The 21,721-nt window shown below is 37.9% G+C and carries 18 protein-coding genes and 1 riboswitch; of the genes, 6 read left to right on the top strand and 12 right to left on the bottom strand.

Going from position 1 to position 21,721, the window contains the following annotated elements:
- Positions 1-7: 7 nt before the first annotated feature.
- From ABS768_RS07140 to ABS768_RS07130, 3 genes are all read right to left on the bottom strand, one after another.
- Entirely contained in the window at positions 8-1,009 is a 1,002-nt protein-coding gene (locus ABS768_RS07140; RefSeq protein ID WP_408074265.1) for a homocysteine S-methyltransferase family protein, read from the bottom strand.
- Between the two features lie 87 nt (positions 1,010-1,096).
- Positions 1,097-1,201, bottom strand: a riboswitch (SAM riboswitch).
- A gap of 190 nt (positions 1,202-1,391) precedes the next feature.
- Positions 1,392-1,919, bottom strand: coding sequence for a hypothetical protein (locus ABS768_RS07135; protein WP_408074264.1), 528 nt, complete (start codon positions 1,917-1,919; stop codon positions 1,392-1,394).
- Between the two features lie 123 nt (positions 1,920-2,042).
- Positions 2,043-2,489, bottom strand: coding sequence for an OsmC family protein (locus ABS768_RS07130; RefSeq protein WP_408074263.1), 447 nt, complete (start codon positions 2,487-2,489; stop codon positions 2,043-2,045).
- 693 nt (positions 2,490-3,182) lie between these two features.
- Here ABS768_RS07130 and metK point away from each other — a divergent pair.
- Positions 3,183-4,433 carry a methionine adenosyltransferase gene (gene metK, locus ABS768_RS07125; protein WP_408074262.1) on the top strand — a complete coding sequence of 417 codons (1,251 nt, stop codon included), beginning with the start codon at positions 3,183-3,185 and terminating at the stop codon, positions 4,431-4,433.
- A 51-nt stretch (positions 4,434-4,484) separates the two neighbouring features.
- Here metK and ABS768_RS07120 read toward each other — a convergent pair whose 3' ends face one another.
- The 3 genes from ABS768_RS07120 to ABS768_RS07110 form a co-directional block, all read right to left on the bottom strand.
- Complete coding sequence (locus tag ABS768_RS07120; RefSeq protein WP_408074261.1) at positions 4,485-5,360, bottom strand: carboxypeptidase-like regulatory domain-containing protein; 876 nt, start codon at positions 5,358-5,360, stop codon at positions 4,485-4,487.
- Between the two features lie 10 nt (positions 5,361-5,370).
- Positions 5,371-8,127: a carboxypeptidase regulatory-like domain-containing protein gene (locus tag ABS768_RS07115; RefSeq protein ID WP_408074260.1), complete on the bottom strand. Its 2,757-nt coding sequence runs from the start codon at positions 8,125-8,127 to the stop codon at positions 5,371-5,373.
- A 99-nt stretch (positions 8,128-8,226) separates the two neighbouring features.
- A complete protein-coding gene (locus ABS768_RS07110; protein WP_408074259.1) occupies positions 8,227-9,132 on the bottom strand; it encodes a GLPGLI family protein in 906 nt (301 codons plus the stop codon).
- Between the two features lie 113 nt (positions 9,133-9,245).
- On the opposite strand from ABS768_RS07110, the gene ABS768_RS07105 reads away from it, so the two are divergent.
- Both ABS768_RS07105 and ABS768_RS07100 read left to right on the top strand, forming a co-directional pair.
- Complete coding sequence (locus ABS768_RS07105; protein ID WP_408074258.1) at positions 9,246-10,040, top strand: hypothetical protein; 795 nt, start codon at positions 9,246-9,248, stop codon at positions 10,038-10,040.
- Positions 10,040-10,654, top strand: a complete 615-nt coding sequence (locus ABS768_RS07100; protein WP_408074257.1) for a deoxynucleoside kinase — start codon at positions 10,040-10,042, stop codon at positions 10,652-10,654. Before ABS768_RS07105 ends, ABS768_RS07100 begins: the two co-directional genes overlap by 1 nt.
- 53 nt (positions 10,655-10,707) lie before the next feature.
- On the opposite strand, the gene ABS768_RS07095 is transcribed toward ABS768_RS07100, so the two are convergent.
- From ABS768_RS07095 to ABS768_RS07070, 6 genes are all read right to left on the bottom strand, one after another.
- Positions 10,708-13,161 (bottom strand): sodium-translocating pyrophosphatase, encoded by a 2,454-nt coding sequence (locus ABS768_RS07095; protein WP_408074256.1) that lies wholly within the window; start codon positions 13,159-13,161, stop codon positions 10,708-10,710.
- A gap of 114 nt (positions 13,162-13,275) precedes the next feature.
- Positions 13,276-13,806 (bottom strand): inorganic diphosphatase, encoded by a 531-nt coding sequence (locus ABS768_RS07090; RefSeq protein ID WP_035133920.1) that lies wholly within the window; start codon positions 13,804-13,806, stop codon positions 13,276-13,278.
- Positions 13,807-14,056: 250 nt separating this feature from the next.
- Positions 14,057-14,608 (bottom strand): hypothetical protein, encoded by a 552-nt coding sequence (locus tag ABS768_RS07085; protein WP_408074255.1) that lies wholly within the window; start codon positions 14,606-14,608, stop codon positions 14,057-14,059.
- 96 nt (positions 14,609-14,704) lie between these two features.
- Entirely contained in the window at positions 14,705-15,262 is a 558-nt protein-coding gene (locus ABS768_RS07080) for a hypothetical protein (protein ID WP_408074254.1), read from the bottom strand.
- A gap of 70 nt (positions 15,263-15,332) precedes the next feature.
- Entirely contained in the window at positions 15,333-17,825 is a 2,493-nt protein-coding gene (locus ABS768_RS07075) for a DUF5686 and carboxypeptidase-like regulatory domain-containing protein (RefSeq protein ID WP_408074253.1), read from the bottom strand.
- Positions 17,826-17,898: 73 nt separating this feature from the next.
- A complete protein-coding gene (locus tag ABS768_RS07070) occupies positions 17,899-18,876 on the bottom strand; it encodes a pyruvate dehydrogenase complex E1 component subunit beta (RefSeq protein ID WP_408074252.1) in 978 nt (325 codons plus the stop codon).
- A 276-nt stretch (positions 18,877-19,152) separates the two neighbouring features.
- Between ABS768_RS07070 and ABS768_RS07065 the strand changes: the two genes are divergently transcribed.
- From ABS768_RS07065 to ABS768_RS07055, 3 genes are all read left to right on the top strand, one after another.
- Positions 19,153-19,899, top strand: coding sequence for an electron transfer flavoprotein subunit beta/FixA family protein (locus ABS768_RS07065; RefSeq protein ID WP_408074251.1), 747 nt, complete (start codon positions 19,153-19,155; stop codon positions 19,897-19,899).
- A gap of 81 nt (positions 19,900-19,980) precedes the next feature.
- The gene (locus ABS768_RS07060) at positions 19,981-20,949 is read left to right on the top strand and encodes an electron transfer flavoprotein subunit alpha/FixB family protein (protein ID WP_408074250.1); all 969 of its coding nucleotides are present in this window, start codon (positions 19,981-19,983) and stop codon (positions 20,947-20,949) included.
- A gap of 97 nt (positions 20,950-21,046) precedes the next feature.
- Positions 21,047-21,658 carry a bifunctional nuclease family protein gene (locus tag ABS768_RS07055; protein WP_408074249.1) on the top strand — a complete coding sequence of 204 codons (612 nt, stop codon included), beginning with the start codon at positions 21,047-21,049 and terminating at the stop codon, positions 21,656-21,658.
- Positions 21,659-21,721: the final 63 nt, after the last annotated feature.

The raw sequence follows: 21,721 nt of genomic DNA, 5'->3' as shown, positions 1-21,721 counted from the left end.
TTTCTTCTTAGCTAACAACCGGCAACTTCCTCGGTTCATAGTTTGCCGAGACTTCTGCAATTAACTTAATATGCTCTGGTGTTGTACCACAGCATCCTCCTATAATATTAATCAGATTATCATCCAGATACTCTTTAATAAGCACCTGCATCTCCTCTGCTGTCTGGTCATACTGCCCAAATGCATTTGGCAGTCCCGCATTAGGGTGTGCCGATACATTAAATGATGTATTGTGAGCCAGTCTTTTCAGGTATGGTTTTAACTGATCGGCACCCAGTGCACAGTTGAAACCAACACTCAACAGCGGTATATGTGAAATGGATATCAAAAATGCCTCAACCGTTTGTCCTGATAGTGTCCTGCCCGAAGCATCGGTAATTGTACCGCTTACCATTACAGGTATATCCAGCCCTAATTCCTCTTTTACTTCCTCTATAGCAAAAAGCGCAGCTTTAGCATTAAGTGTGTCAAAAATGGTTTCCACCAAAAGTAGGTCACTACCCCCGTCAATAAGGGCACGTACCTGTTCTTTATAAGCAATTAGGAGTTGGTCGAAAGTAATAGCCCTGGATCCTGGATCGTTCACATCGGGCGACATGCTTGCTGTACGGTTTGTAGGCCCTATAGAGCCTGCCACAAAACGGGGCTTATCAGGATTTTTGGCAGTATATTCATCGGCAACCTCACGGGCAATTTTAGCTGATTCATAGTTAAGCTCATATACCAAATGTTCCATGTGGTAATCGGCCATACCGATGGTAGTGCCAGAGAAGGTATTGGTTTCCACAATATCAGCCCCTGCTTCAAAGTATAAGGCATGAATATCCCTTATAGCCTGTGGCTGGGTTAGTGATAAAAGGTCGTTATTCCCTTTTAACGGATGCGGAAAATCTGCAAATCTTTCGCCCCTAAAATCTTCTTCCGTAAAATTATACCGCTGCAGCATGGTACCCATAGCACCATCCAGTATAAGTATCCTTTCGTTAAGAGCCTGATGTATTTTTGACATAATAGTTTATATTCGGATTAATGTTCCGTTATAATATCAATATGTCATCAAAAAAGTGGAGAGAGAAAATACGGGAGTATTTTCCTTGTGTTATCTATCCGCGCTTGCGGTAGAATTTAGCACCTTCTTTAAAAGATTAAAGGGTTGCTAAGGCTTCATCGGGTCTATTCCCTCTGCCTTTCGTGATAACAAATCAATTTGTATAAGAACCCTGCAAAGTAATGTAATAAATTAATATTATGCAAATAAAAATAGCATACTGAATTGCAAGTATATAATTCCAAAACAGTTACAGCAACGTCCATTCAATTCAAGAAAAAAGACAGGCCCTTAGGCCTGCCCTTTAAACACACATGATAATGAATTATTAGTCCCTATTTTATTAAGCCGCCAGTTTCTTTTGTTTTTCGGCAACCTCTACCAGAGCTTCATATAGCTTTTGTACTATTTCACCTCTGCTGTCTTTAGGAGTACCTATAAAAAGGGCTTCCAACCCGTGTACCGATGCTGCCAGTTTAACCTCATCTTTAAAAGATGCAGGTAACCCTGTTGCATTTTTATTTACCGATACTACATTAAACCCGCTTTTAAGCAGCTTTGTATAATCTAACGGAAGGCTGTCATCTCCCGAAGCATCAACCGCAATCAGATTGCTAATATTATTAGCATGCAGGTAGTGCAATACATCCTCCATTTTGAACGGAATGCCAAACTGTATAAAGTTGGCCTCCCATGAAAAGTTCACGCCCTCTTTTTCAAAAAAGGCTACTGATGAGTTAGTAATCACCGGAAACCTAAGGTCTATTTTATTATCCAAAGCAAGGCCTTTTCTTTCTTTTAAAACCTTATTTATGAGCGCGCTCCCCACGTTTCCTATACCGAAGAGCACTATGTTTATCCTGTTATTCATTTTCTTTTTTACTTTTTCCTTTTTTAAGAATGGACTCCCCCCTGTTATGGCGCAGGGGAAAGACCAATTCTTCACAAACAAACAAAAACAACTTAAAATATTTTATATCAAACCATTACGCGATTAGTAATGGTATTCCTTGTAGAGTATGAGGTCGACAGGTGTAGTGTTGACCAGGTTATCATACACAGGGCTTCGCGCCTGAATCTCTTTTACCCATCGCTGTAAAGCTATTAAAGAAGCTTTTGTTGACGGTTTAAGGGTAATTTCCAGTTTACTGAAACCGGCTCTTTCTTTCGTGTTCCTGCCTTCATATTTAGCCGCATTGAAATTTCCTGTAATTTCTACCTGTAATGAGTTCAGCGCTATACCCTGCTCTTCTGCTACCAGTTGTCCCAGTGAATTGATACAACCTGCAAATCCTGCCAAAATGTATTCGTAAGGATTAGGCCCCTGCAGTTCAGGGAACTTTTCGTTCTCGCTTATCCTTAAATCGGTATTAAGTGTTTTAACTACAAATTGCTTATTGTTACCTGTATACCCCAGTACGTTAATAGATGTTGTGTTCATAATATTGTTATTTTTAAATGAGAATGATTGAAATAAAAAAAGGTCCTCCTGGAGTTTACCAAAAGGACCTTACACTTGAATTATAAAACTAAATATTTAAGTCGTTCGCTTTTGGCAATATACATAGGGCTTCCACATCCAGGTATACGAGATACAGATGAACTTACAAATGGTTGTGGTAAACGATGTAAACGAATTAAAAACTTTCATGCCCTATAACGGTTATTGCCAAATAATTAAAATAAAAAAGCCCCTGCTGTTGGCAGGGGCTTTTTGTCATATATAATTTTAATTTAAAATTAGTCAACAGTCACCCCTGCGGAAATTTTCCACGTAAAGTATGACATATTGCAAATAATAAATTTCATTTCTCTGATTTTGAACAACAAACATCCGAACAATTCCTGACATAAACAATACCTAAAGTAAAAATTAACATTTTAAAAACACATAAGCTGGCACTTAAATACTACGTATTTAAACAAACAGCGTTAAAAAACTCTTTTAAAAATATTAAAATCCTAAGCAGTTTTTTTTATTCCAAATAGGTTTTATACCTTTGCAGGAGAAAAAATTAGAGGAAAGATTTGTACTGATTGCAACCTCAATAAAAAATGCTAAAGCAGGACCACTTCCCTTTAGCACTTGCCGCATTCAGCACTGTTTTTCATTACATAAATTAGTAAACATTTTATGGCATATTTATTTACGTCAGAATCAGTGAGCGAAGGGCACCCTGATAAAATTGCTGACCAGATTTCGGATGCGCTGATTGATAACTTCCTGGCTTTTGACGCCGATTCAAAAGTAGCCTGTGAAACTCTTGTTACAACAGGACAGGTTGTACTTGCAGGTGAAGTAAAATCAAAAACTTACCTTGACGTGCAGCAAATTGCACGCGATGTAATTAAGAAAATAGGCTACACAAAAAGCGAATATATGTTTGAGGCTAACTCCTGTGGTGTATTATCTGCCATACACGAGCAGTCTCAGGATATTAACCAGGGGGTAGACAGGCTTACTAAGGAAGAACAGGGAGCCGGTGACCAAGGTATGATGTTTGGTTATGCTACAAACGAAACCGAAGATTATATGCCCTTGGCACTTAACCTATCACACAAATTATTGCAGGAACTTGCTGCTTTGCGCCGTGAGGATAAAGAGATTACTTATCTGCGACCTGATGCTAAATCTCAGGTAACGCTTGAGTATGACGATGACAACAAACCTGTAAAAATAAAGAGTATAGTTATTTCAACCCAGCATGATGATTTTGCTGATGAGCCAACTATGCTTGCTAAAATTAAGCAAGATATACTGAACATCCTTATACCGAGAATACTGGAAAAGAATCCTCAGTATGCTTACCTGTTTAATGATGAGATTGAGTACCACATTAACCCTACCGGTAAATTTGTTATTGGCGGACCTCACGGTGATGCCGGACTTACAGGAAGGAAAATTATTGTAGATACTTATGGTGGTAAAGGTGCTCACGGTGGTGGTGCTTTCTCGGGTAAAGATCCAAGTAAAGTAGACCGAAGTGCTGCCTATGCAACCCGCCATATTGCCAAAAACCTTGTTGCTGCAGGTGTTGCCGATGAGATTTTAGTACAGGTATCATATGCTATTGGAGTTGCTAAACCAATGGGTATTTACATAAACACTTACGGAACTAAAAAAGTTGACCTTAAGGATGGTGAAATCGCTAAAAAAGTAGAAGAGATTTTTGATATGAGACCTTACTTTATTGAGCAGCGCCTTAAGCTAAGAAACCCTATATACAGTGAAACTGCCGCCTACGGACACATGGGCCGCAAGCCGGAAACCGTGACAAAAACTTTCACTTCTCCAAACGGGGAACAAAAAACGATGGAAGTAGAATTGTTTACATGGGAAAAATTAGACTATGTAGAAAAAGTAAAAGAAGCATTCGGGCTTTAATATCCCGATTGATAAAAATAAAAGAAAGGCAGCCAATTGGCTGCCTTTCTTTTATTTTTCTATCACTACATCTATGTTTATCATGGCATTTACAAAATCCTCCCTTACCTGAGATTTTGTTGTACCAATCCGCCATTCCTTGTTTCGGTATCGATTCCATGTTATAATTTTTCTCTCAGTATGAGTAAAAAGTATACGTGGAGCAACTACAGCCATACTTTTAAGCTTACCTTCATAACGCGTATTTATTACTTCTACACCTACACAAATACCATTTCGGGGAAAAATAATATTGAGACTGTCAACATCTATTTTTAGCTCATAAGTTTTATTATCAGGGAATACCATAAGGTTTTGCCCGTACAATTCTTTTCCAGGCTTCTTTTCCAGTTTGTCATATTCGTAAAACCTTATATTATAACTTGCTTGGTAATCAAACTCTTTTTCATTTTTTAAATCCAGATATACAGCCTTCACTTTCCCTTCTTTGTATTCTGTATTTTCAATATAGGAGCAAAATTCAGTTCCAAAAGGGATCGATTTCTGCACCTTGTATTTCCTGCTTAAACCCAAATGTTTAGTGCCGGAATATTTTTTCTTTTTGTAATCAATTACCACCTCATTAAGCACTAAAGCTTTTTGAACCAAAGCAATATATAGTTCCCCTTTATAACTCTGAGGGCTAATTACTTTATTTTCATAACCTACAGAACTTATCAGCAAATCATCTTTCTCATCATTAAGGTCAAACTCAAATCTACCTTCAACATCACAAGATACTCCACGGTCTTTTTTTAGCAGCGTAACATTTGCAAACGATACTGGTTCTTCGGTAACACTATCTCTAACAACACCATGAATAACCTGGGCCTGAAGAGAAGACAACCCTGCAGAAAGACATAAAAAAAGAATTAAAAATGTTTTCAAATAATATTTTTTATAAACCATATTTTATAGTAAGCATTAAATATCGTGGCTGCACCCTGTATCGAGATACGCTTGTCCTGAACTGGTTAAAGCTGTCATCATTAAGCGAAGTGGTATTAAGCAGGTTGGTTCCACCTACTTTAAACTCCCATTTGCTTCCCGGTTTCCTGTACATAACATAAGCATCCAGAAAGTCATATTTGTTATCTGATGTCCTTGTATCATTATAGTAATGATTAAACTGATAATCAGCAGTAACGGTAAACGAATCCCAGAAATAATAATCCAATTTGGCAAACGGTCTATGATTATAGAACTTGTTATTAGCATAGTCATTTATACTTATACTGTAACCAAGCTCTAAGTTAGGCATCGTTTTATAGTTGGTAGAGAAACTAACCGAATAACTTTGTGTAAACTGCTCGTTAGTCTGCCTTATTGAGTTTTCCAGTGATGGCACTCCCTGCACCCCGCTTTGCGGATCAAACCTGAAGTTGTTGTATTTATTCCAATTTAGATTAGCCCCTACAGAGGCTTTATAGTAACGCCAGAAACTCCTGTTATAACCTATCATACCACTTAAGGACTCATCGGCAAAATTAGAGTTCTCCATAGTGCTTATACTATTAGCCCCGTTATACCCCGCAAGGCTTTTAATAGCATCCATACGATGATTATAGGTAAGAGAACCGAATACCTGCGTAAAGTTGAACATGTCAAACTTAAAGTAGCGCAGATTATGACTTTGATAAAGTGCATTTTCAAGATATGGATTACCTCTGAAAAGCGAGTTATAGTTGGTAAATATAAGCCCCTGTGCAAAGTTGGTCACATCGGTAAACTGAGTGGTCATATTGTAGGTATAGGTAAGGCTTTCTGATTTTTTAATCTGATAAAGCGCATACACATCCGGCAATACCCTGTAAAAATCATTATTTACTTTAATATCCTTTTGCTCATTGTATACATTATAACTGTGCAGGCTCACCCCTGGATTAAAAGTAAACTTACCGGTTATGAACTTATAATGTAATCCAAGGAAGACATCGTTAAAACTATAGTTCACATCATTTTTACTATTATCATCCAGATTATCCTGAGAGCCATCATCTAAGATCTGGAATATATCAGAATTAAAGCTTTGGTAAGAATATGTATCGCCCAGCGTCAGGTTGATATTACTTTTAGGCGTAACCATATAATAATAGTCAGCTTTAACATCGACCTTATTGGTAATCACAAAACGCTCCTGCGAAATATCATAACGGGTAGCAGGTGATAATCCTAAGTTAAGCGATGTGTCTCCGATACCGGAATCAGGGAACGGATTGTTACCCAGGTTGGCATTATAAAACGGATCTTCATCCTGATACAGGTGTTGTGCCTCAAAGGCAAATACATTCTTATCATCTAAAGTATAGTACAGGTTAAAGTTTTGATTGAACGAAAAGGGCTTTTGCTTTTTAACCGAATAAATTTCCTGATCCTGTTCTGTTTCCGGAAAAACCGACGAGAACAAACCATTATCCTCCTGTTGGCTTGAGGCCTTCAGGAAAGCATCGTAATCAACATGAAGATTTTTATTCGGAATATAACTTCCGCTTAGTTTAAATAGGGCAAAATCACTTTTTTGCAGTGATCTTTCATCTGTTTCCTGTGTAGTTTGTGTCTCCCCTGTTTCAGGATCTAATATCTGGTTACGAGTTTGAGTTTCTGTCTCCGTACGGCTTGAATTGTAAATACCAAAACCGCTAATGGTTAACGATTCGGTTGGATTATAACTGAAGTTAGCTGCGCCAAATTTGGTTTCAATCTCCTTAGCCCTGTTATTTCTTAGCAGTGATATACCCAAATCGTTAGAACCAATATTAAAACTGGTACCACCTTTACGCATCATGTTACGAAAGCCACCCGAGAACTTCATATAATCCTGAATAGTAAGCGGCAGTTCACCGTTATTATTAAGGTTACCTATTACATTAATACTGTATTTAGGACTGTAGTAAAACAACTTAGGGTTCACAAGGTAACGCTCACCCTCACCTATACTGGCTCCGGCAGTAACATCACCAAACCAAAAATTCTTTTTACCATCTTTCAGTTTGATATTCATTGCTACATTGTCCTGATTGTTTTCAAGTCCTTTTAGCTGGCTGACCTCATTGTAGTTACGAAGTACCTCAATCTTATCCAACGCATCGGCAGGAATATTTTTAACCCCCAGCTTGGTATCTCCGTCAAAAAAATCCTTCCCTTCAACCATAAGTTTGGATACGGTTTTACCTTCCACCGTTACCTCTCCGTCGTCATTCACCTCAACCCCCGGAAGTTTTTTAAGCACATCTTCCAATTTACGCTCACTACCGTTTGTAAAAGAGTCAGAATTATACACAATCGTATCCCCTTTTATGGTAACCGGCATTTCATAGGTAATTTCAAGTCCTGCCAGTTCTACACCCTGCTGAAGCACAAGGTCTTTTACCATATCATCGGTGGTTGTGGTTATTACTTCTTCCTTTGGTGTATAACCTATATAGCTTGATTTTAAAATATAGCTGGTATTGGTTTTCAGGGTAAGCTGATATTTACCTTTCTCATTGGTAATGGCATACGACTCCATTTCGTTAGTAGTTTTGTTAACCGCCATTATATTAGCCATTTCCAAACCTGTTCCGGTAGAATCTTTAATGGTACCCTCTACATGAATGCTTTGTGCCTGTACAAAGGCCGAAACCAATAGTACAACAGCAAGTAAAAAATTTCTCATTGGTTGGTTAGTGTAATTTTATTCTGTTCGCCTGCAGTTATACTATTATAGGATTCTCCTTCCTATTGATACTTAGGCATATTATTTTTTAAATAAGGATTATGGTCTACCCATACCTCGATGACCTCCGCCTCTTGGACCGCCACGCATTTCCTGCATTTCCTGCATTTTTTTCATCAGGATTTCAGCAAATTCTTCCTGAGTTACTTTCTCTCCTTTCTTAAGCTCTTTAATCTCGGTCTTATCTTTAGGATTAAGTACTATTTTAGAACAAAGTATCATTGTTTTGCCATCACTTACTTCCAGTATAAGTCCCGGAAGTCCCCAGTAATTACCCGGTCCCTGGCTAATAGGTATTTCCGGAGTATACCAAGCTGTAATCTCAACCGATTCAGGCATCTCTACCATATCCATAAAGTTGGTTTTTCTCAATTCTTCTTCCTTACCTTCCTCCTGTAACTTTTTTATTTTTTCTTCTGCTCCTTTTTTAGGACGCATGTTCATCAGGTTGGTTTTATCTACAGGCATAACAGCAGTAGCCTTAAAACAGGTGTAGTTACCTATTTTTTTTGTTTCGTTTACCATTTTCCATTTAATAGCCGGAAGCGAATCGTCTACTAAAAACTCTTTCCCAAAAATATCTTTCTCTACAAGTACCCTCTTGTCCTTTACATTTTTGTAGTGTTTTCCGCCACCGCCCATCATGGACGACATCATTTTAAACATTCCTCCGTCCTGTCCCGGTGCATCCAGCTTTTGTTCTTCCTGATAAACAGAAGCCGTTTTATCAAAATGTAGTACAAAAGTCTTTTCAAACATAGGGCGAATTCTCTCCTCAATCATTTTTCTCATTTCCGGCGTAATGTTCTTGTTTCCGTCAAGTTGCTTTGTAGCATCTTCCATACTGGTTTTAGACTCATATACGGCTTCTCCCTGAAATTCCTGAGCATGAGACAGGAAAACAGAAAAAAGTAATGTTATAACATAAAAAGTGAAATTTTTCATATCGATTGGTTTTTGCATTTATTTGTTAGACTGTCCAAAAGCCCATTCGTTACATTACTTTTTAAAAAATATTAAGTTTTCTCTCATTCTAATTTTTTGTACTTTGGCTAAGTATGAAAAATACCATCATTATACTCCTGCTATTTGTTTGTAACTGTACCTCAGCACAGGAGCTTACCATTCCTGTTAAATTTCTTTCTAACAGCAAGGCTGCACCCGAAAGATATATAGGAACCGATGCCTTTGGCTATGAGTATACCATAAGTGACAATGAGTTTAAAAAACAAAAGGACAATAAGGTTCTTAAATACAAAAGCCTTTCACTGGGAGACATCTATCAGGTAGACCTGCAAAACCCATTACAGGTAGTTTTATTCTACAAGAACTTCAATACAGTTGTATTGCTGGACAGTCAGCTTACCGAAACAGCGAGAATAAACTTTTCAGACACTCCGCAGGCTATAATAGCCGAAGCTGTTAGTTTAGCTTCACAAAACCGTTTGTGGGTTTATGATATTAACACACAACAAATAGGATTGTATGATATAGCCCAGAATAGTTATAAAACAATTACACCACAACTGAGCGGCGGTATGCAGTACTACCAGTCTGACTATAATTATTTTTACTGGGTAAATAATACCAACACCTGCTATAGGGTAAACCTGTTTGGCAAGGTAAATACACTGGGAATAACAGAGGGCTTTGACCAACTGCAGTTTATAGCACCACAAAAAGTACTATTCAAAAAGGACAATAATATGTACCTTTACAACATGGAAACCCAAAGCCGCAAACTAATTGAGGTAAAGAAAAAAAGCTTTAAGAGTTTTTATTACAAAGAGCAAATTTTATCTATTTTTACAGACAACGACATCATTCAATATAAAATAACAAGTACCGAATAATGCATATAGCAGTAGCCGGAAATATAGGGGCCGGAAAAACTACCCTAACAGAACTACTGGCCAAACATTTTAAATGGGAACCACATTTTGAGGATGTGGTAGACAACCCTTATCTCGATGATTTTTATCATCAGATGGAACGCTGGTCATTCAACCTGCAAATCTACTTTTTAAATACCCGACTAAGACAGGTATTACAGTTTAAGGAAAGCGGAAAGGTTACTATTCAGGACAGGACCATATATGAGGATTCACATATTTTTGCACCAAACCTTCACGCCATGGGCCTTATGAGTAACAGGGATTTTAACAACTATACTTCCCTTTTTGAGCTTATGGAAACTTTTGTGGGCGCTCCTGATTTACTTATTTATCTAAGAAGCTCCATCCCTAACCTTGTAAAGCAAATACACAAGCGTGGGCGTGATTATGAGAACTCCATATCTATAGATTACCTTAGCAGACTAAACGAGCGCTATGAGGCCTGGATTCAAAACTACGATAAAGGCAAACTGCTTATTATAGACGTAGACAAAAACAACTTTGTTGACAGCCCCGAAGATTTAGGAGATATTATAAACCGAATTAATGCCGAGTTAAACGGACTGTTCTAAAAATAAAAAATGCCCCTTCAATTGTAGGGGCATTTCTTTTAAAATGGATTAATTTACTTATTATTTTCCCGTAATTCGTTAATCTTTGCATCCACTTCTTCTTCTGTACCTTCAAAGGATTTCTCCTCCATTTTTATATCTTCGTTTGTGGTATAGGTAGATATTACCACATTAGCAGTAATCTTACCATCTTCACCCCTTACTTTTTCAACTGTTATTTCTGTACGTTTTTCAACCGTAGTATTTATAGGCTGTTCTATTACTGTGGACGACTGCACATTCATACTATGAGCATCATGTCCGCCCAAAATAGGAGCCACAACAAGACCTATAAGACAGGTTAATTTGATAAGGATATTCATAGACGGACCCGACGTATCTTTAAAAGGATCACCCACAGTATCTCCTGTTACGGCAGCCTTGTGAGCATCAGACCCTTTATAGGTCATTTCCCCATTAATCATAACCCCGGCCTCAAATGATTTCTTGGCATTATCCCAAGCTCCTCCGGCATTATTCTGGAACACAGCCCAAAGCACACCCGACACGGTTACACCCGCCATATAGCCACCTAACATCTCTGCCACCAACTGATGATTATCAGGATAAACAAGCATACCTATAAGTACAATTGCAATAGGAAAACCAATAGTTAGCAATCCCGGAAGCATCATTTCGCGTAAAGCGGCCTTTGTAGAGATTTCTACACACTTACCATACTCCGGCTTACCTGTACCTTCCATAATACCTGCAATCTCCTTAAACTGTCTTCTAACCTCGTAAACCATATCCATAGCTGCCTTACCCACTGAATTCATAGCTAATGCCGAGAACACAACCGGAATCATACCACCCACAAAAAGCATGGCCAGTACAGGTGCCCTGAATATATTAATACCATCTATACCCGTAAAAGTTACATAGGCTGCAAAAAGCCCTAACGATGTTAAAGCTGCCGATGCAATAGCAAATCCTTTACCGGTTGCCGCAGTAGTATTACCTACAGAGTCCAGAATATCTGTACGCCCTCTTACTTCTTTAGGCAATTCACTCATTTCGGCTATACCCCCGGCATTATCTGCAATAGGACCAAAAGCATCAATAGCCAACTGCATAGCAGTGGTAGCCATCATTGCCGATGCCGCCAGTGCCACACCATAAAAACCTGCAAAAGCATAAGCTCCCCAAATCGCACCTGCAAAAAGCAGCACTGTTGGGAAGGTAGAAACCATACCTGTTGCCAATCCGGCTATGATATTGGTTCCTGCACCTGTACTGGATTTTTGAACAATAGCCAAAACCGGTTTTTTACCAAGTCCTGTATAATATTCAGTAACCGATGATATAACACCACCTACAAAAAGACCCACCAGCGTTGAGTAGAATACCCGTAGTGAAGAAATTTCCTTTGCATCTTCTCCATAAAAATTCATCATCATAGTTTCCGGCAATAAGTAAGTCACCAGAAAGTAACATGAAACAGCCACAAGAGCAATAGAAACCCAGTTACCCACATTAAGCGCTCCCTGAACTTCTGCCTCTTTAGCATCGTTGCTTTTTATTTTAACCAATAAAGTACCTATAATAGAAAACAGTATTCCGAAGCCTGCTATAGCCATAGGTAATAATATAGGGCCAATACCTCCAAATGCAAGACTAACATCAGGGTTAGCAGCTATTATATCTCTTAAAACATAATTACCCAAAACCATTGCTGCCAAAACTGTTGCTACGTATGACCCAAACAAATCGGCTCCCATACCGGCAACATCCCCTACGTTATCACCTACATTATCGGCAATTGTAGCAGGGTTACGCGGATCATCTTCCGGTATACCGGCTTCTACCTTACCTACCAAGTCGGCACCTACATCGGCAGCCTTAGTATAAATACCACCACCCACACGGGCAAATAGCGCAATAGATTCGGCACCAAGGGAAAAACCAGCCAGAGTTTCCAGAACTATAGTCATTAATTCCTGAGCTGTTTTTGGATCACCACCTAAATCTCCGGGTGCCCAAACACCATTCATAAAGTAATGAAAAAAGAAGATAAAGAAACCTGTTAACCCTAATACGGCAAGCCCAGCAACACCAAGCCCCATAACCGTACCTCCGCCAAACGAAACCTTAAGTGCCTGTGGCAGGTTTGACCTTGCGGCTTGTGTAGTTCTTACATTAGACTTGGTAGCTATTTTCATTCCCATATTTCCTGCTAACGCAGAAAAGAAGGCCCCAAAAATAAAAGCTACCACAATAAGTATATCTGTAGTGGGGACTATATAAGAAATAACCGCCAGAGCTATACTGGCGGCTATAACAAAAAATGCTAATAATTTATATTCCGCTTTTAGGAAAGCTAAAGCTCCTTCATAGATGTGATCTGAGATTTCTTTCATTTTCCCGTCACCGGCATCTTGCTTAAGGACCCATGATCTTTTAACTGCCATAAACAGCAACCCTACAACGGCCATTATTATAGGCACGTAAATCATTATTGATTCCATAAAAAAATTGTTTGGTTTGTTAATACATTAGTAAATGTAGCAAAACCAAGACAAATAAAAAAGCAATATTCTATACAGAATATTGCTTTTTTCATATTTTTTTAGGAAATATTATTATCTGATGCTAAATAATTCAGCAGGCTTGTCTTGTAAAGACTCAAAACGATCAACACATTTCTCTATAATTTCACGAGCTTCCTTCACATCTCCCCATCCTTCTACATCAACTTTCTTGTTTTCAAGATCTTTGTAAACTTTAAAGAAGTGCTCAATCTCTTTTAGAAGGTGCGGATTCATATCACTTAGGTCTTCTAACTTATTCCAGATTGGGTCTGACATAGGAACGCAAACAATTTTCTCATCCGGACCTTTCTCATCTGCCATGTGGAATACACCAATTGGCTTAACTTCCATAACACAACCAGGGAAAGTAGGCTCTGTAACCAGTACTAATACATCAAGAGGATCACCGTCAAGAGCAAGAGTTTCCGGTATGAAACCGTAATCTGCAGGATACATCATAGATGAGAATAACATCCTGTCATAACGTATTTTCTTTAGTTCAAAGTCATACTCATATTTATTTCTGCTTCCTTTTGGTATCTCGATAAGTACATCGAACGAATTTGATTTTGCTGCGCTCATTTTATTTTGTTGTATTTATTTCATTTACAGTTTTGCGGCTGCAAAATTAATGCAAAAAATACTGTTTACAAAGCAACACCCCTATTAAAAACACTGGTTAGTAGTGTATTTACATAAATTTAATGAGGAAAACCACATTATTTCATATCCTGATGTAAAACCAAAACCCTATCAAATAAAAAAGTCTTCTTAAAAAGAAGACTTTAAACTACTATACGTATTAACTATTAATAAAAACTACTTTCAGCATTTAATCATTCAAAGTATTACCCTCATCAAACTGCTCACACCAATAAATAGTACATGGTCCTTCATCACAGTATGGAATAATTTTCCCCTCGTGTTTCAAAAACTTAACATGACAACCACTTGGACAGCCTTCGCAAAACGTAACAAATTCAAACGAATCGTCTACATAAAATCGCGGCGTAGATGGTTCTTGCCTTAATATAACATTAGCCGTAAGGTTATCACCTGTTGAACCTAAAAGAAAATAACGCTCTATACTTGAATCATTACTTGCTACTTTTTTTACAAGAGAAACAGATTGAACCTGCTCTACATAGCCTCTCTCTTTAAAATACTCATTGAAAGCCTGCAGCAAATCACTTTCCTGCGCCGCTAAAACAACTTCACCATTTTGAAGCACAGCAATGGGACCACTCCATACAGAAGACCTGCTTTTAAGGCTTAATGCAGTATCTCCATTATTCATCTCAACATTAGATTTGTCATCACTACAGGAGACAAAAACTAAAGAAACAAATAAAAACAAAAGACTTAATAAAGTATTTTTTCTCATAATAAGGCAAGGTTTAATTATTTAACTGACTCTATTTAAAACGAAAATAATCTTTTTCGCTTATCAAAACTCCTAACTAAATGTTAAAAAAAACTATTACTCACTCCTCTTAAGCCTGAAAATACCTTCACGCTTAATACAATCAGAACATCCCTCAGAACATGAAAGACTGGCTACTCCATTGTAAGCTACAATAACTTCACAATCATCCACACAGCCTTTACACATTATCATTACTACAATATCCTGCGGAGCATAATAGTAAAGTTTAGAGTTCTGCATAGTAAGTAAGGTTCCAAATTTTGTTTTTTTATCCTCACTAGATGCCAGCACCATATAAAAATTATCATCTACACCTCCAACATCAGTTTTCTTAATTTCTATAGTTGCTATAACACCTTCTTTACCTGTAACTGATTTCCATTTTTCAAGAAAAGCATCATAATCCGTATACTCAATTTCACCATTTTTAACTACTGCAACAGGAGCATCAGTAAAGTATCTTTCAACAGGAACTATGTTTTGTTCCTGCTCTACAGAAGTTGCTTTTTCAAGAACTTCCTCAGATTTACTTTGTTCTTCTTCTTTTTGCTGTTTACACCCTAAAAACACTAAGGCAAACAGAGTAAAAACGCATATAGCTATGCTTTTCATATAGTAAAGATTAATGGACAATTACGTATTCGACACTAAAATACAATTTTTTTCACACCAACGAAGAATATTAAAAATGAAAACCGAAAGTTCCCTTAACAGCAAACTTATTAATATCCGGCAAATCAAGATAACTACCCCTCCATGCAAAATCTATACGGAATACTTTAAATATATTCCCAACACCTGCGTGATACTCCCAATATACATCCTCAGGAGCACGATAGGTTATACTTGAAGCATTTAAATCGATATTTCTTTGAGAAACGGTACCATATACCCCTTTAATTCCAACTATCTCCCTTAGGTTAAGCTTTCTTAAAAGCGGTATTCTGGCAAAAAGCCTACCGTTAAAATTATGTTCCAAATGCAATGAAACATATTCATCGGCAGCAAATTCATAATAATTCATCAGGTTATAAGTATTCTCTATAATAAAGTACGACTGGTTACCCGGCACAATACCCATTAACCCTAGCGGAACAGCTCCAAATATCTTCCCGGCCTCAAGCGTTGTAAACAACCTACCGAAACCACCTATAAGGACAGGCTGCCTATAGTAGAATTGTAATTTTTGATATTCAAAATCACTATCAAAAAGCTTCACTCCCTGTGTGAAATTCAAATACAGTCGGGCATAGTTTAAATCAACATCACTACGCTCCACTCCATAACCTATTGTTCTTCTTCCCGGAGTATAATCAGCATGCAAACTGTATTCATATTGATTTACTCTACTCCTCACCCCTTGCGAAGGATCATTTGGATCTATATAATAATCCATATTAAAGGTTTGAGGTGAAGCCGACTTTAATGTCCTGTATGAAAAACTCGTTCTGAAAAGTAAATTTTTAACCGGTTCTATTTCTGCCGCAAATGTAGTTAATCTTATATTGGTAAGTTTACTGTTATCTCCGCTGGCAAAAAGAGAGGATGACGCAAAGCTACGACCAAGTACATCGTTAGTAGCCGTAAGACTAACCCCGGTTTGCTCTATATCTCTACGGTTACCCCCAGAGAGGATAATCCTGTTCTTTTTATTAACCATCCATTTGCCCGAGATTCCATACTTAAACTTATTATCTTTAAAACCATAAGCAGTATAGCCCTCTACCCTCCACGGATCATTTTGGCCAAAATAGGTACGTCCTCCGGTTCTAACCCTTATACCCTCAACATCATTATAGCCGAAGGTGGAGAAAATAGGTCCGTAATCAAAATGATTTATCTGATAATAACCCGACCCCAGCGTTGCGACGAGATTATACATCTGTTTAAACCTTGGGACAGTTTTAAGGGTATCCAGCATTTTATATATAGCCTTCTCATCTTTATTGAGCGACTCAAAACGGTTTTCCCTCCAGTAATCGTCTGATTTGTTATTTACAGCCTCATCAAACTCATTGACTTCTTTATGATAAAAATCGGACGGCTTTTTTATATCGAATTCATAGTTACGGAAAAGCGTGGTTCTTTTACCATAAACACCTTTAGAGCCTTCCTTTTTCCTTAGAGCAAAATCAGACATCATATGATCCCGGGTAAGCAGAAAAACCGAATCGTTCATTACCTCAAACTCCTGCTCAATATAAATATCTTTCACCCAGTTAATATTAGCACTTTTACTGGCCGACATTACAATTTTCTTTATAGCAAAAGTGGTATCGTTTACCCAAAAATTTCCCTTAAAGGTTAGCTCATTTTTACGCCTTGGATAAAACACTATATTATAACACCACTTATTATCTACATACGAACTGTCATGCAAAACATAATTATACACATTTATACCCGTGCGTGATAGCGGGCTCACAAAATCCTTATCAAAAAATTTAAGGTAATTATCATAGATGTCATACTCAGCATACAGGTCTTTGATAAAAGCTATTATTTGCTGATTATCACTAAAGCCGGAGTTTTTATTAGCCTCGGTTATTTCCTTACGGCTGTTTGTGGTATTATCACCATACACCTTCCCTATATTCTCATTAATAAATATAGGCAGATAGGTTTTACCCGTAACGCTCGAAGTATCTACATGATCAAATATAAACTCCATACCCTTAAAAAGCTTTCTCTTAGTAAAGGCGCTATCTATATTATTCATATCAAACTCTACCTTTTCATACTTATCGAACTGGTACTGATCAAACATCCTGAGTCCGTTTTTCCTTCTGCGTTCCCAAATTTTACGAAGTATATCAATGGCAGGGTTATTTTTCTTAGAGGTTTTACCCGAATAAAGCACAACCTCATTTAGCATTTGCCCTTCGCCCAAAACCACTTTGAGATCGTAGGTACTTTGCTTTTGAAGCTGTATATCTTTTGACTCATACCCTACAAAAGAGATTTGTATTTCCCTGTAGGTATTTTGAGACTCTAAATAGAATTTTCCATTCTCATCAGTTATTACACCTTCGGCAGTCCCTTTAAAGTAAACATTAGCATAAGGTATAGGCTCATTGCCTTCATCCAGCACTATTCCGCTAACTTTAGTTTGTGCTGATAAACAGGCTGTAAATCCAATAAATACTACCAGTAAAAAAAGTATTTTCTTTTTCATATATGCTATAAACAAAAAACTTCATCATATAGTATGATGAAGTTTCAAATATAATCAGATTTTGTCTGAATTCTTATTTATACATAACTTTCTTAACTGCTTTTACAACATCTTCAGAGTTAGGCAACCACTCTTTAAGCAGTACAGGAGAGTATGGTGCCGGAGTATCGGCAGTTGTAATTCTTTGAACAGGAGCATCAAGATAATCAAATGCTCTTTCCTGAACCATATAAGTGATCTCAGAAGCTACACTTGCAAACGGCCAGGCCTCTTCAAGAACCACAAGTCTGTTTGTTTTTTTCACAGAGTTTAAAATCGCATCATAATCCATTGGGCGAACTGTTCTAAGATCGATAACTTCACAGCTTATACCTTCTTTCTCCAGTTCATCTGCAGCAATGAAAGCCTCCTTGATGATTTTACCGAAAGAAACAATGGTTACATCTTTACCTTCACGCTTAATATCAGCAACCCCCAGCGGAATAGTGTACTCACCTTCCGGCACTTCACCTTTATCGCCATACATTTGCTCAGACTCCATGAAGATTACAGGGTCATTATCACGGATAGCCGATTTTAAAAGACCTTTTGCGTCATATGGATTTGAAGGAACTACAACTTTAAGACCCGGAGTATTTGCATACCAGTTTTCAAAAGCCTGTGAGTGAGTCGCAGCAAGCTGACCTGCAGATGCTGTAGGACCACGGAAAACGATTGGCATTGAAAACTGCCCGGCAGACATCTGTCTCATTTTAGCAGCATTGTTTATAATTTGATCAATACCCACTAACGAGAAGTTAAATGTCATGAACTCCACAATAGGACGGTTGCCGTTCATGGCAGAACCTACTGCAATACCGGCAAAACCAAGCTCGGCAATAGGAGTATCGATTACCCTTTTAGGACCAAACTCGTCCAGCATACCTTTAGATGCTTTATAAGCACCGTTATATTCGGCAACTTCTTCACCCATTAAATATACTGACTCATCGCGACGCATCTCTTCGCTCATTGCTTCGCAAACGGCCTCTCTAAACTGTATAGTTCTCATGTAATATTGTATTTCTTAATTTTATGATTGGCAAAAATAAAGATTTTATATTTATTTCTGTCTCAAAAAACATCAAATAAATACCCCTGTTTTTCTTCTGTTTTAAGCAATTAAAATTCCGCAATTATCAAGCTAAAACGTGTGCGTTTTTAGTGGTATATTAAATTTTAACAGCATTTTTTTAAAAAAAGCATATTTATTATGCGTGCATAGTTTTTTATTTAAATAAAATTATTAACTTCGTAACCGGAAAATAATCTTTATAACTTTATAAAAATGAAAATATTAGTTTGCATCAGCCACGTGCCTGATACTACTTCCAAAATCAACTTTACCAACGGGGATTCAGAATTTGATACTAACGGGGTACAGTTTGTTATAAATCCTAACGACGAATTTGGTTTAACCAGAGCAGTTTGGTTTAAAGAGCAACAGGGAGCAAACGTAACTGTTGTGAATGTTGGCGGACCTGACGCAGAGGCTACTCTTAGAAAAGCCCTTGCTATTGGTGCTGACGAAGCCATTCGTGTAAACGCTAACCCAACCGATGGATTTTTTGTTGCAAAACAACTTGCTGAAGTTGTGAAAAACGGAAATTATAACCTTGTAATTGCCGGTAAGGAATCTCTTGATTATAACGGAGGAATGGTACCGGGTATGCTTGCAGCAAACTTAGGTTACGACTTTATTAACTCATGTATCGGACTGGACGTTAACGGAACCGATGCTAAAGCCGTAAGAGAGATAGACGGAGGTAAAGAAACCCTTAGCGCTAAACTTCCTCTTGTAATAGGCGGACAAAAAGGACTTGTAGAAGAGAAAGACCTTAAAATACCAAACATGAGAGGTATTATGCAGGCAAGACAAAAAACCCTTACAGTACTTGAACCTGTAGCTGCTAACAATGCTACGCAGGCTGTGAAGTTTGAAAAACCGGCTCCAAAATCGGCAGTAAAACTTATTAGCCCGGATAACCTTGACGAACTGGTTAACCTATTACATAACGAAGCTAAAGTAATTTAATACAACAATGACTCAGTTAAACAATGTAACAGTTTACCAACTATTACATTAATAAATTGACTCAATTAATAAATTAGAATTATGTCTATCTTAATATACGCTGAATCAGCAGAAGGAAAATTTAAAAAAACAGCGTTTGAGCTTGCCTCTTACGCAAAGAAAATAGCAGGTGAAACAGGAACTACTGTAACTGCAGTAGCTGTTAATGCTGCCGATGCTTCACAACTTGGAAAATACGGAGTTGACAAAGTATTAAACGTAAAGAACGACAAATTAAATTCTTTTAACGCTAAAGCTTATGCTGATGTAGTTAAGCAGGCAGCCCAAAAAGAAGGAGCTAAAATTGTACTTCTTTCCTCTACTACAGACAGCCTTTACCTGGCTCCGCTTGTAGCTGTAGGCCTTGAGGCAGGTTATGCATCAAACGTAGTTGCACTACCGGAAAGCATTTCTCCTTTCCACGTTAAAAGGAATGCTTTTTCTAACAAAGCTTTCAATGTAACAGAAATAAACACTGACGTAAAAGTATTAGCTATTGCTAAAAACTCATTCGGACTTATTGAAGCAGCAGGCGCCGCTACAGAAGAAGAGTTTGCTCCGTCATTAAACGATAACGACTTCACTATTAAAGTAGAGTCTGTAGAAAAAGTAACAGGTAAAGTAACTATTGCCGATGCTGAAATCGTAGTTTCAGGCGGACGCGGACTTAAAGGCCCTGAGAACTGGGGAATGATTGAAGATCTTGCTGCTGCCCTTGGCGCTGCAACTGCATGCTCTAAACCGGTATCAGATCTTGGATGGAGACCTCACTCTGAACACGTAGGGCAAACAGGTAAACCTGTAGCCTCTAACCTTTATATAGCAGTAGGTATCTCGGGAGCTATACAGCACATTGCAGGGATCAACTCCTCTAAGGTGAAAGTAGTTATAAACACTGACCCGGACGCTCCTTTCTTTAAAGTTGCAGACTATGGTGTTGTAGGTGATGCTTTTGAAGTTGTTCCTAAGTTGACTGAAAAAATAAAAGAGTTTAAGGCTCAAAACTCATAATTTTATTATAAATTGTGCCCATGAAAGGGCTATCTGAAACAGATGGTTTTATATTTGTTCAGATAGCCCTTTTTATTTGAAAAGAGGAACGATTTTTATGAGCTTAGTTAAACTTACTATTAAAGGGATTTCGTACAGTCAGACACAAAACGGCGCGTATGCTCTTATCCTGAATGAGGTAGACGGTGAACGAAAATTACCAATTGTAATTGGTGCGTTTGAGGCCCAGTCCATCGCAATAGCACTGGAAAAAGAGATTAAACCGCCAAGACCCCTTACCCACGATCTTTTTAAAAACTTTGCAGACCGTTTTGACATCGTGGTAAAACAGGTAATTATACACAAACTTGTAGACGGTGTTTTCTTTTCGAGCATTATTTGTGAACGCGACCGCATTGAGGAAATTATTGACGCCAGAACTTCTGACGCAATTGCACTCGCCCTGCGTTTCAATGCGCCTATTTTCACCTACAAAAACATTTTGGACAAAGCCGGAATTTATCTTAAAATAAACCCCGAGCCGGACAACCCCGAAAGCGAAGATGTACTTTCGGAACCACAAACTTTCGGAGCCGAAGAAGTTTCGGGAGAAGGCTATTCACAATACTCCATACAGGAACTGTATGATATGCTCGATGGTGCAGTACAAAATGAAGACTATGAAAAAGCAGCTAAAATAAGGGACGAAATATCTAAAAGAGAGAGTTGATTAGTTAATTAGTGTATTTGGTTATGTGGTCACCACAACCAAATAAACAAATAACCCAATTAT

The sequence above is a fragment of the Flavobacterium rhizophilum genome (assembly GCF_046000485.1).
Classification (GTDB): domain Bacteria; phylum Bacteroidota; class Bacteroidia; order Flavobacteriales; family Flavobacteriaceae; genus Flavobacterium; species Flavobacterium rhizophilum.
The sequence above is the reverse complement of the archived record's forward strand: the minus strand, read 5'-3'. Positions and strand labels throughout refer to the sequence as shown.

Bases quoted from the DNA above. Each gene is read 5' to 3' on its own strand.
- ABS768_RS07140 (WP_408074265.1), bottom strand. From the start codon at position 1,009: ATGTCAAAAATACATCAGGCTCTTAACGAAAGGATACTTATACTGGAT.
- ABS768_RS07135 (WP_408074264.1), bottom strand. From the start codon at position 1,919: ATGAATAACAGGATAAACATAGTGCTCTTCGGTATAGGAAACGTGGGG.
- ABS768_RS07130 (WP_408074263.1), bottom strand. From the start codon at position 2,489: ATGAACACAACATCTATTAACGTACTGGGGTATACAGGTAACAATAAG.
- metK (WP_408074262.1), top strand. From the start codon at position 3,183: ATGGCATATTTATTTACGTCAGAATCAGTGAGCGAAGGGCACCCTGAT.
- ABS768_RS07115 (WP_408074260.1), bottom strand. From the start codon at position 8,127: ATGAGAAATTTTTTACTTGCTGTTGTACTATTGGTTTCGGCCTTTGTA.
- ABS768_RS07110 (WP_408074259.1), bottom strand. From the start codon at position 9,132: ATGAAAAATTTCACTTTTTATGTTATAACATTACTTTTTTCTGTTTTC.
- ABS768_RS07105 (WP_408074258.1), top strand. From the start codon at position 9,246: ATGAAAAATACCATCATTATACTCCTGCTATTTGTTTGTAACTGTACC.
- ABS768_RS07100 (WP_408074257.1), top strand. From the start codon at position 10,040: ATGCATATAGCAGTAGCCGGAAATATAGGGGCCGGAAAAACTACCCTA.
- ABS768_RS07095 (WP_408074256.1), bottom strand. From the start codon at position 13,161: ATGGAATCAATAATGATTTACGTGCCTATAATAATGGCCGTTGTAGGG.
- ABS768_RS07090 (WP_035133920.1), bottom strand. From the start codon at position 13,806: ATGAGCGCAGCAAAATCAAATTCGTTCGATGTACTTATCGAGATACCA.
- ABS768_RS07085 (WP_408074255.1), bottom strand. From the start codon at position 14,608: ATGAGAAAAAATACTTTATTAAGTCTTTTGTTTTTATTTGTTTCTTTA.
- ABS768_RS07080 (WP_408074254.1), bottom strand. From the start codon at position 15,262: ATGAAAAGCATAGCTATATGCGTTTTTACTCTGTTTGCCTTAGTGTTT.
- ABS768_RS07075 (WP_408074253.1), bottom strand. From the start codon at position 17,825: ATGAAAAAGAAAATACTTTTTTTACTGGTAGTATTTATTGGATTTACA.
- ABS768_RS07070 (WP_408074252.1), bottom strand. From the start codon at position 18,876: ATGAGAACTATACAGTTTAGAGAGGCCGTTTGCGAAGCAATGAGCGAA.
- ABS768_RS07065 (WP_408074251.1), top strand. From the start codon at position 19,153: ATGAAAATATTAGTTTGCATCAGCCACGTGCCTGATACTACTTCCAAA.
- ABS768_RS07060 (WP_408074250.1), top strand. From the start codon at position 19,981: ATGTCTATCTTAATATACGCTGAATCAGCAGAAGGAAAATTTAAAAAA.
- ABS768_RS07055 (WP_408074249.1), top strand. From the start codon at position 21,047: ATGAGCTTAGTTAAACTTACTATTAAAGGGATTTCGTACAGTCAGACA.